Origin of the sequence: Asanoa sp. NPDC050611 (assembly GCF_040654855.1) — a bacterium.
Taxonomy (GTDB): Bacteria; Actinomycetota; Actinomycetes; order Mycobacteriales; family Micromonosporaceae; genus Asanoa.
Genome location: NZ_JBFAIU010000267.1, coordinates 1 through 10,716 on the forward strand (window position 1 = coordinate 1; position 10,716 = coordinate 10,716).

The 10,716-nt window shown below is 70.8% G+C and carries 9 protein-coding genes and 1 pseudogene; 9 read left to right on the forward strand and 1 reads right to left on the reverse strand.

All coding sequences use genetic code 11. The features are described from left to right. From AB0H87_RS30665 to dgoD, 4 genes and pseudogenes are all read left to right on the forward strand, one after another. Positions 1-93 (forward strand): annotated as a pseudogene (locus AB0H87_RS30665) (response regulator transcription factor); the annotation flags it as partial. A 310-nt stretch (positions 94-403) separates the two neighbouring features. After that, entirely contained in the window at positions 404-1,339 is a 936-nt protein-coding gene (locus AB0H87_RS30670; RefSeq protein ID WP_360153340.1) for a family 43 glycosylhydrolase, read from the forward strand. Further along, complete coding sequence (locus tag AB0H87_RS30675) at positions 1,336-2,091, forward strand: NAD(P)-dependent oxidoreductase (protein WP_360153343.1); 756 nt, start codon at positions 1,336-1,338, stop codon at positions 2,089-2,091. Before AB0H87_RS30670 ends, AB0H87_RS30675 begins: the two co-directional genes overlap by 4 nt. A 2-nt stretch (positions 2,092-2,093) precedes the next feature. Beyond that, the gene (gene dgoD, locus AB0H87_RS30680) at positions 2,094-3,215 is read left to right on the forward strand and encodes a galactonate dehydratase (RefSeq protein WP_360153346.1); all 1,122 of its coding nucleotides are present in this window, start codon (positions 2,094-2,096) and stop codon (positions 3,213-3,215) included. Positions 3,216-3,251: 36 nt separating this feature from the next. On the opposite strand, the gene AB0H87_RS30685 is transcribed toward dgoD, so the two are convergent. Next, positions 3,252-4,241, reverse strand: coding sequence for a rhomboid family intramembrane serine protease (locus AB0H87_RS30685; protein WP_360153349.1), 990 nt, complete (start codon positions 4,239-4,241; stop codon positions 3,252-3,254). Between the two features lie 136 nt (positions 4,242-4,377). Between AB0H87_RS30685 and AB0H87_RS30690 the strand changes: the two genes are divergently transcribed. The 5 genes from AB0H87_RS30690 to AB0H87_RS30710 all read left to right on the forward strand — a co-directional run bounded on the left by AB0H87_RS30690 (position 4,378) and on the right by AB0H87_RS30710 (position 10,676). Then, on the forward strand, positions 4,378-7,095 hold the full coding sequence (locus AB0H87_RS30690; protein WP_360153352.1) for an AAA family ATPase: 2,718 nt from the start codon (positions 4,378-4,380) through the stop codon (positions 7,093-7,095). Between the two features lie 143 nt (positions 7,096-7,238). Beyond that, the gene (locus AB0H87_RS30695; protein ID WP_360153355.1) at positions 7,239-8,579 is read left to right on the forward strand and encodes an MFS transporter; all 1,341 of its coding nucleotides are present in this window, start codon (positions 7,239-7,241) and stop codon (positions 8,577-8,579) included. 59 nt (positions 8,580-8,638) lie between these two features. Beyond that, on the forward strand, positions 8,639-9,994 hold the full coding sequence (locus tag AB0H87_RS30700; protein ID WP_360153358.1) for a carotenoid oxygenase family protein: 1,356 nt from the start codon (positions 8,639-8,641) through the stop codon (positions 9,992-9,994). Positions 9,995-10,013: 19 nt separating this feature from the next. After that, positions 10,014-10,463: an SRPBCC family protein gene (locus tag AB0H87_RS30705; RefSeq protein WP_360153361.1), complete on the forward strand. Its 450-nt coding sequence runs from the start codon at positions 10,014-10,016 to the stop codon at positions 10,461-10,463. Positions 10,464-10,472: 9 nt separating this feature from the next. Further along, positions 10,473-10,676 carry a hypothetical protein gene (locus tag AB0H87_RS30710; protein WP_360153364.1) on the forward strand — a complete coding sequence of 68 codons (204 nt, stop codon included), beginning with the start codon at positions 10,473-10,475 and terminating at the stop codon, positions 10,674-10,676. Positions 10,677-10,716 lie beyond the last annotated feature (40 nt).

Sequence of the window (10,716 nt, forward strand, 5' to 3'; positions counted from 1 at the left end):
GTGGTGCTCGACCGCGACCTGCCTTCGGTGTCCGGCGACGACGTGTGCCGGTTCGTGGGTTCGCGCGGCCTGCCGGCCCGGATCCTGATGCTCGCCCAGCACTCCTGGGCGACGACGCCGGAGCTGCACACCAACAGCTGCCTGCAGAACCTGCCGTTCGGCGACGCCGCCAACACCTGGCACCGCTGGGGCGTCAACGTCACCCCGACCGACACGATCTACTACATCGACGACGTCGAGGTCTGGCGCCAGCCGACCATCGCACAGGCCAAGACACCGATGTACTTCTTCCTGACGCTCGCGCTCGGCGGCGGCTGGCCCGTGGACCTGTCGCGCTACAACAACCAGGTCGACATGTACGTCGACTACGTCCGCATCTACACCTGAGGTCTCTGGAGCACCTGTGACGACGGTAAGGATCGACAACCGCCGCATCCGCACGGACGTGCGTGGTCGGGTGGTCGACGCGCACGACGGCTCGTTGGAGTACTTCGAAGGCCGCTTCTGGTGGTACGGCACCGCCTACGGCGACCACGACGGGTTCACGCCCGACAACGAGTTCGTCGTCTACAGCTCGCCCGACCTGTCCACGTGGACACCGCACGGCTCGATCCTGCCCGACCGTCCACGGGGGATGTTCTACAGACCGTACGTGGTGCGCCGGCCGTTGACCGGTGACTACGTGCTCTGGTTCAACTGGATGGAACGGTTCTGGGAGAGCAGCTACGGTGTGGCGGTCTCTCCCAGCCCGGCCGGCCCGTTCGAGATTGTGACGCCGGCGGCGCCGATCGCCCACGCCCAGCCTGGCGACCTGAACCTGTTCGTCGACGACGACGGCGCCGGCTACCTCATCTACACCTCGATCGCGGAGCAGCACGGCGTGTCGATCGAGCGGCTCGCACCTAACCTGTTGTCATCCACAATGGAGTCGTCTGGCATCCTGTCGCGCGGCGACGAAGCGCCCGCCCTCTTCAGGCGGGGCGACGTCTACTACGCGCTGTTCGACAGCACCTGCTGCTTCTGCCCCAACGGCTCAGGGGTCAAGGTCTACACCGCCCCGGCGCCGCTCGGCCCCTGGACTCTGCGGGGCAACGTCAACCGCCGGCCGGCGTCGCACCCGTGCGGGCCGGAACCGGTCATCAACGCCCAGCAGGCGCACGTCGCCCGCATCCCCACCGTCGACGGGCCGGTTCATCTCTGGACCGGCGACCGGTGGGGGTCCCGCAACGACGGGGTCAAGGGGCATGATCAGCAGTACTGGGGACTGCTGGAGTTCGACGCCGACGGCGGCATCGCGCCGCTCCGGTGGGTCAACGAATGGACGTTCACGCTGCCATGAAGGTTCTGATCACCGGCGCCGCCGGCGGGGTCGGGCGGGCGTTGCGGTCCGGCCTCGCCGACCTCGACCTGCGCCTGACCGACCGGACGCCCGGCTCCGACATCCTGGTCGGCGACCTGGCCGCGCCCGGGTTCGCCCGCTCCTTGTGCGAGGGCGTCGACGCGGTCGTGCACCTGGCCGCCGACCCCGACCCCGGGCACGGCTGGGAGCAGCTGCGCGGGCCCAACGCCGACCTGCCGGTGACCGTGCTGGACGCGTGCGCGGCGGCCGGCGTACGCCGGGTGGTGCTGGCCAGCTCGCTGCACGCGGTGGGTGGCTATCGCGACCAGGGCGACGATCCCGTCCCGGACGGGGCCTTGCCCTTCCCCTGCTGCGTCTACGGTGCGACGAAGGCGTTCGTCGAGGCGTTGGGGCGCGCGTACGCCCAGCAATGGGACATGCGGGTGGTGTGCCTGCGGTTGGGCGGGGTGGCGGCGACCCCGCCGGCGCTCAGCTGGCTGCCGGGCTGGCTGAGCCACGGCGACCTGACGCGGCTGGTCCGGGCGGCGCTGACCGCCGAGGTGGGTTACGGCGTCTTCTCCGGCACGTCGGCCAACACGCCCACCGTGTTCGGCCTCGACGGCACCCGGGCGGCCCTCGGCTACGCGCCAGTCGACGACGCCGCCGCCTATGCCGCCACCCTGCCCGACGACACCCCACCGGACCAGGACCCGCGCGCCCGTCCGCGGTGGGGCCTGCTCCACCGGAGCTGACCGTGCGGATCATCTCGGTGGAGACCTTCCTTGTGCCGCCGCGGCTGCTGTTCCTGCGGATCGGCACGGACACCGGCATCGTCGGCTGGGGCGAGCCGATCGTCGAGGGCCGGGCCCGCACGGTCCGGGCCGCGATCGACGAGATGGCGTCGCTGCTCCTGGGCGCCGACCCGCGCCGCATCGAGGACTTGTGGCAGACGATGACCCGCGGCACCTTCTACCGCGGGGGACCGGTGCTGTCGAGCGCGGTCGCCGGCGTCGACCAGGCGTTGTGGGACATCACCGGGCAGGCCCTCGGTGCGCCGGTGCACGCGCTGCTCGGCGGCGCGGTGCGGTCCCGGGTCCGGGTCTACGCCGCGGCACACGGCCCGACCCCCGCGGCGCTCGCCGCCGACGCGACCCGCCTGGTGGCGCTGGGCTACACCGCGGTGAAGATCGGTCCGCCGGGCTCGCTGTCGTACCTGCCGGCGCCCCACGAGCTGGTGGCCCGTGTGGCCGCGGTGCGCGCGGCGGTCGGCCCGTCGATCGACGTCGCGCTCGACCTGCACGGCCGGGCGTCGCTGCCGTTCAGCCGGCGGCTGTTGCCACTGCTCGAGCCGCACTTTCCGTTGTTCGTCGAGGAGCCGGTGCGACCGGAGTACGCGGACCAGGTGGCGGCCCTGGCCGGCCCGGTCCCGCTGGCCCTGGGCGAACGTCTCTACGACCGCCGGGCGTTCCGGGCAGTGCTGGATGCCGGCGTCGCGGTGGTCCAGCCGGACCCGTCGCACGCGGGCGGAATCTCCGAGGTTCGCCGCATCGCCGCGGTAGCCGAGATGTACGACGCGGTGGTGGCGCCGCACTGCCCGCTCGGGCCGATCGCGCTGGCCGCGTGCCTGCAGCTCGACGCGACCATTCCCAACTTCCTGGTCCAGGAGCAGTCGCTCGGGGTCCACGCGCCGGCCGACATTCCGTTCGTCCGGGATCCGTCGGTGTTCGCGATGTCCGAGGGGCACCTTCGTGTGCTGACGGATCCGGGTCTCGGCATCGAGGTCGACGAGGACGCCGTCCGAGCGGCCGACCGCGTCGGCCACGACTGGCGGGCCCCGATCGACCACCACACCGACGGCTCCTTCGCGGAGTGGTGACGGTTCGGTCCGGGTGTTCGTTTCAGCTCTGTCCGCTCAGATTGACCCGGTCAACTGCAGTGACTTCAACACGACCAGACCGAGCAGCAACACGGTCATGGCGGTGGTCGTGGCCACGTGCGCGGCCACCCGCCGGTGCTGCGGCGCGTAGGCGAGACCCACGGCGACCGCACCGCCCGCCAGCAGCCCGCCGAGGTGGCCCTCCCAGGACGTGAAGCCGGCGGAGAGCACCAGCCACAGCACGAACATCACGATGAGCCGGTTCCGGTCGATCGGATGCTCGTGCAGCCGCCGGGTGATGACGAAGTAGCAGGCCGCCAAGCCGAAGATGGCCCCTGAAGCGCCGACCGCGCCCTGATCCGGCGAGATGAGGAAACCCAATACCGATCCACCGAGCGCCGACACCAGGTACACCGCGACGAGACGCGCGTGCCCCAACCGTTCTTCGAGAATCCGGCCAAGCACCCAGAGCCAGTACATGTTGAGCAGGATGTGGAGGATCCCGAAGCCGCCATCGGTCGGCTGGAGGTGCAGGAAGGCCGACGTGATCAGGCGATCCCACTCGCCGTACGCGATACCCACCGGCTCAAAGCCCGGGTACGCGCCGCCGTCGGCGACGTAGTACTGCCCGTCCGGCCCGAGCAGAGCGATGCCGAGGCTGTCGAACCGATCGACGACCGACGGGTAGACGAGCTCGACCAGATAGGCCACCACGTTGAGCGCGATCAGAGCGTACGTGGCGAAGGTGTTCGTGACGACCCGGCCGCCAAAGACCGTACGGGCCTGCCGCACCGTACGGCTGCCCTCCCGGAGGCACTCAGGACAGTGGAAACCAACGGCGGCTTCCTTCATGCAGTCCGGGCAGACGGGGCGGTCGCAGCGGGCGCACCGTACGTACGTCTCCCGGCGAGGGTGGCGATAACACGTCGTGATGTCGGCGACAGGCTCACCGGGATCGTCTGCCGCGGCCGTCTTGTCCAAGAGATTCTCCGGGGGCATAGGTGTGGGTGAGCGGCGCGCGCACATCATAGGGCGGGCCGGGGCCTAGCGGGTGACAACCGGCCCCCGGGGGCGTAGAGGCTCCGACGTGGCGGCCCGCATGGCCGCTGCGCAAGGCGCTGACCTGCACCAACGGGCCGATCGATCCTGCGATAATCGGCCTATGAGTTCCACGCCGGCGACCTCGTACCTGCCGCCGGTCGGCCACGAGTTGTTGAACCAGCTGGTCGAGGCCGTCAGATCGGGGCGAGGCGACGCGCTCGTCGTCAGCGGTGAGGCGGGGATCGGGAAGAGCGCACTGCTGCGGCGGTCACTCGACCATGTGCCGAACCTTCGGACGTTGTGGGTCAACGGTGTCGAATTCGAGATGGAGTTCGCGTTCGCCGCACTCGAACAGTTGTCCCGCCCCGTGCAGGATCGGATCGGCGAGCTTACGGTCCGGCACCGGGCTGCCCTGGAGGCCGCTTTCGGCTGGCAGGCCGAAGGAGGCCAGGCCGACAAGTTCGCCGCGGCCGCTGCCTTCCTGGAGTTGCTTTCCACGGTCGCCGGCGACGAACCGGTCATCTGTGTGGTGGATGACGCTCAGTGGCTCGACCGTGCTTCGGCGCAGGCTCTGGCGTTCGCGGCTCGACGCATCGGCTCGGACCCCGTCGGCATTGTCTTCGCCGTGCGCGACCCACAGGCTGTCCCTGAGGTCAAAGGGCTTCGGCAGCTGGTCCTCACTGGACTCGACGACCAATCCGCGCGGCAGTTGCTCACCTCGACCCTGCCGGTGCCGCTTGACGAGCGGGTACGCGAACGCATTCTGCGTGAGGCGCGCGGCAATCCGCTGGCCTTGTTGGAGTTGCCCACCAGGCTCGGTCCCAGCGGGCTCGCCGGCGGCTTCGGCCTGCCCACGCCCACGTCACCGGCGAACCGGATCGAGCACCTCTATCGCGAAAGGCTCGGCCGGCTCTCCGCTTCCGCTCGGACGTTGCTGTTGCTGGCCGCCGCCGAGCCGCTCGGCGACGTCAACCTGTTGTGGCGTGCGGCCGATCATCTCGGGGTTGCGCCGGATGCGGCCGAGCAGGCGGAGGCGGACGGCCTGATCGAGCTCGGCGCACACGTGCGATTCCGGCATCCGCTGGTGCGCTCGGCGGTGTACCGGTCGGCGACGCCGCCGGAACGGCGCCGCGCGCACGGTGCGCTGGCTGAGGCAACCGACTCCCTCGCCGAGCCTGACCGGCGGGCCTGGCATCTCGCGCAGGCTGCCGCCCGGCCGGACGAGCACGTCGCCGCGGGTCTCTTGCGCTCTGCCGAACGGGCGCGGCAGCGCGGTGGGGCCGCTGCCGAAGCGGCATTTCTGGAACAGGCGGCGATGCTCACGCCCGACTCCGCGCATCGGGCTGGTCGGATGCTTCAAGCCGCGCGCGCGAAACTCGACGCGGGCGCTTTCGAGGCGGCATCGGGCCTGATCGAATCAGCTGACGCCGACGCGTTGCCGGAGCCGCTGAGCGTGCAGGCCAGTCTTCTTCGCGCCCAGGCCGCCTTCTTCCAGCGCGGTGCCGCCGAGGCGGTGGATCACCTTCTGCACGCGGCCGAACGCGATCCGGCGCGGGCTCGGCTTCATCTGCTGGACGCTCTGCAGGCCGGGATGGTGGTCAGCCGGACGGCGCCCGGCACGCAACGGGCCCTGGCCGCGGCGCGTCAGGCACCCCCGGCGCCGGCCGCGCCGTCGCGTGCCGACCAGCTGCTCGACTCGCTCGTCAGCTATCTCGACGGCGACCTGCGCACCGTCCCCACACTCAAGCGGATCCTCGCGGACGTCACCGACCCGCTCTGGGCCCGGCGCCTGTCGCTGGCCGCCCTGCTGGCGGTGGAGCTGTGGGACTTCGACTTGGAGCAGCGGCTCGCCCGGCACGCGGAGACCACCGCCCGTGCTGACGGCTCGCTGGTGATCCTGCCCGTCAGCTTGTGGATGTTGGCGATGGGCTCGGCGCTGCGCGGCGACCTGCCCGCGGCGGTCAGTTCGCTCAGCGAGGCCGATGACATCGCCTCGATCACCGGGGTGCCGGTGCACTGGTACGCACACCTGCAGGTGGCAGCCCTGCGCGGGCGGCGGGCCGAGGCGGAGGCTCTGATCACCCAGGTGGCGGCTGAGGCCGGGCAGCGGGACAAGGGCCTGCTCACGTCGATCGCTCAATATTCCCGCGCCGTGCTGGCGAACGGGATCGCCGAGCACCGGACAGCCCTGGATGCCGCACGTCTGGCCCTGCGTGACGGCGACCTGGCCATGACGGCGCTCGCCCTTCCGGAGTTGGTCGAAGCGGCCGTCCGGAGCGGCGAACACGCCATTGCGAGGCAGGGGTACGAACGTCTGTCTGAGCACACCGAAGCGGCCGGGACGGATTGGGCCCTTGGCGTGCGCGCCCTGATGGGAGCCCTGCTGTCCACGGAGCCGGAAGGGCTGTACCGGGAGGCCGTGGACCGGCTCGCCGCCAGTGGCACGAGAATCGGGCTGGCCCGGGCTCACCTGAACCACGGTGTCTGGCTACGCCGGGAGGGGCGACGCGCCGCCGCCCGCGAGGCGCTGCGTACGGCATACGAGCACTTCATCGAGGTGGGAGCGGACGGGTTCGCCCAGCGTGCGCGCCTGGAGCTGGCGGCCACCGGTGAGCGGGCCCGAACGCCGGCGCGGTCCGCCGTCGATGCGCTGACCCCTCAGGAACTCACCATTGCGCGGTTGGCAGCCACCGGGGCGACGACGCGTGAAGTCGCTGACCGGCTGTTCCTCAGCCCACGTACCATCGATGCCCATCTTCGTGGGGTGTTCCGCAAACTGGAGATCACCTCGCGGCGGCAACTCCGCGGCGCGCTGAACACCTCACCCGCCGAGGCCTGAAGGATCCCTCAAGCGTTGACGGCGATCGCCTAGACGCATCAGGGGTGCCGATCTAGGCAATGGTCGCCGAGGTGGAGGGCCACCTCTGCCTGGGAGCGTGTCCAGAGCGGCCGCACCGGTCGGCCGCCGAAGGAGCGCCCGCCGTGACGACGAGCCTTGTCCATGCCGCGACCAGGACCGCAGCACCGAACCGGACCCTCGCTGTCCTGGCGACCGCGCAGTTCCTCGTCGTTCTCACCACGTCGATCGTCAATGTGGCACTGCCCCAGGTTCGCGCTGGGCTGGACCTTTCCGCCGCGGCGCTGTCGTGGGTCGTCAACGCCTACGTCCTACTGTTCGGCGCGCTGCTGCTGCTGGGTGGCCGCCTCGGTGACGTGCACGGGCTGCGCCGGGTGTTCCTGGCCGGGCTGGCGCTTTTCACCGGTTCCACCCTCGCCGCCGGTTTGGCCGGCAACGCGGTGATGCTGATCGGCGCGCGCGCCGGGCAGGGCATCGGCGCGGCTCTGCTGGCGCCGACCGCGCTGGCGCTGGTCCTGCGACTGTTTCCGGCCGGAGCGGCGCGCGGGACAGCGATGGGTGTCTGGGGCGCCGTGTCGGGAGCCGGCGGTGCCGCCGGCGTGATTCTCGGTGGCCTGCTCAGCGGCATCCTCGGCTGGCGCGCGGTCTTCTTCGTGACGGTGCCCGTCGCGCTTACGCTGCTGGTCGCCGCCTGGTACTGGGTCGAACCGGACCAGCCGCGTGGCGGCACCGTCGATGCCCTGAGCGCGCTCAGCGTCACCGCCGGCCTCATCGCCGTCATCTACGGGCTGTCCGACTGGCACGACGTCACCGCCCGGGGCTCTCTGGTGGCCGGTGCGCTCCTGCTCACGGTGTTCATGATCCGGCAGCAGCGGGTCGTCGACCCGCTCGTGCCGAGGCGGATCTTCACGGTAGGGCGGGTTGGTCCCGCGAATGCCCTGATGAGCCTGCTCGACGCCGTATGGATCGGTCTGTTCTTCTTCCTGCCGCTATATCAGCAGCGGACGCTCGGTTACAGCCCTGCCGTGGCCGGCGTGACGCAGCTGCCACTGGCGCTGAGCATCACCGCTCTGTCGTGGGCGACCCCGCGGCTCGATCGGCTGCTCCCCCGACGCACCGTGCTCGGCGGCGGCCTCGTCGCCCTGACGGCGGGCTTGGCCTGGCTGTCCCGGGCACCACATGACGGCACTTTCCTCGCCGACCTGCTCGGCCCGTCGCTGCTGGCCGGAGCGGGCCTCGGTGTGGCTTTCGTCGAGCTGACCAGCCTGTCGGCGGCAGGCGTGCCGGCCGGCGACAGCGGCCTCGCCGGCGGCCTGGTCAACGCGACCCGCCAAGTCGGCGGCGCGGTCGGCCTGGCCGTGCTGACGGCCGTCGTCGCCGGTGGCGACTACGGCGCCGCCTTCACCGGCGCGGCACTGATCGCGGCGGCATCCGCCGTGTTGTCACTGATCTGGCTTCGTTCCTGACGCACGGCACCGTCGCCGTGGCGCACTCCCACCCTTCGCACCACCAGGAAAGGAAACCCATGCCTGAGCTCGCCAAGCCCTACCTCAGCGGGCACTACACGCCGGTCACCGACGAGATCTCCGCCGTCGGGCTGACCGTCCGGGGCACCATCCCCCCGGAGCTGGACGGCCGCTACATCCGCAACGGCCACAATCCGAAGCCCGGGGTCGTCCCGACGCACTGGTTCCGTGGCAGCGGCATGCTGCACGGCGTCCGGCTGCGCAACGGCAAGGCCGAGTGGTACCGCAACCGGTGGGTGCACACCACCGCCCTGGACGAGGGCGCCGAGCTGTTCCGGCCGGACGGATCGATGGACCTGGCCGCCAGCGCCGCCGCCACCCACCTCATCGAGTTCGGCGGCCGCCTGCTGGCTCTCCAGGAGGTGAACCTGCCCTGGCAGGTCACCCCCGAGCTGGACACGGTCGGGACCTTCGACTTCCACGGCGAGCTCACGACGCCGATGACCGCACACACCAAGGAGGACCCGGTCACCGGCGAGCTGCACTTCCTGAGCTACTCGCCGTTCCCTCCGCACCTGATCTACTACACCGCCTCGCCCTCGGGGCACATCACCCGCAGCGAGGTCATCGAAGGTGCCGGGCCGGCGCTGATGCACGACTTCGCCATCACCGCCGACCATGTCCTCTTCTTCGATCTGCCGGTCACCTTCAACCCGGCCGAGCGGTCAGGCATCCCGTACCGGTGGAACGACGACTACCCGCCCCGGATCGGGGTCCTGCCGCGTACGGGGCCGGCGGTCGTGCGGTGGTTCGACGTCGAGCCCAGCGCGCTGCTGCACTCCACCAACGCGTACATCGACGAACTGGGCCGGATCATCCTCGACGGTCCCCGCTACGACCGCACGTCGTGGGAGTCCACCTGGAAGTGGTGGGTCGGCGCTCCCGGTCACGCCACGGTGCCCGGCACCGGCATGACCGCCTACCGGTGGATCCTCGACCCGGCCACCGGCAAGGTCACCGAGGAGATGACCGACGACCTGGTCACCGAGTTCCCCACGATCGACAACCGGCGCGTCGGCCTGCCCAACCGGCACTCCTACGCCCTCGCCTTCCCCGGCAGCGGCCGCAGCGACTGGGCGGTCGTCAAGTACGACCACGACACCGGCACCCGCAAGGTCGCCGAGTTGGGCCGCGACCGCCTGCCCGGGGAGGCCTACTTCGTGCCCGGCGAGGGCGGCACCGCCGACGATAACGGTTACCTGATGTCCGTCGTCAGCGACCTCGACTCCAACTCCTCCGAGCTGCTCATCCTCGACGCCTCCGACCTCAACACGGTCGCCGCGATCGAACTGCCCCGCCGTGTTCCCGCGGGCATCCACGGCTCGTGGATTCCCGACTCCGACCTGCCCGCCTGAGACCCGAGGGAGAAATGACATGACCATCACCGGCATCGACGAGAACGCGGCCGTCGTCGCTCGTCACCAGGTCCGCATCGACGCGCCGCTCGAGCGGGTGTGGGCCCTGCACACCGACGTCAACCGCTGGACCAGCTGGCAGAACGACATCGACACCGCCTACGCCGACGAGCCGCTGCGGCCCGGTGTCACCTTCCACTGGAGCACCGCCGGCCTGGAGATCGCCTCCACCGTCTACGCGATCGACGCGCCGCACCGCATCCTCTGGGGCGGCCCGGCACACGGCATCAACGGGATCCACGAGTGGACCTTCACCGCCGACGGCGACGCCACCATCGTGACCACCGCCGAGTCCTGGGACGGCGAACCGGTCCGCGCCGACGCCGACAACCTGCGCCAGGCCCTGGACGCCTCCCTCACCGCCTGGCTCGAACTGCTGCGCAAAGCCGCCGTCAACCACAACAGCTGAAGGAGCACCATGTCCGTTCTCTCCGATGCCAACGTCGAGGCACAGCCGCCTGCCGACGTACCCGCCAAGACCAGGAAGCGCCGGACCCGGCGCCGGGTCGCCAAAACCCTGGCCTGGGTCGCGGTCGCCCTGACCGCCGTCATGGTGCTGTCCGAACCGTGGCTGCTGCTTCCCGTGATCACGCTCGCGGTCGCCCTGAGTCTCTGGGACTGACCCCCGCACCTCGACAGGTGCGGCGACCGGCTTCCCCACC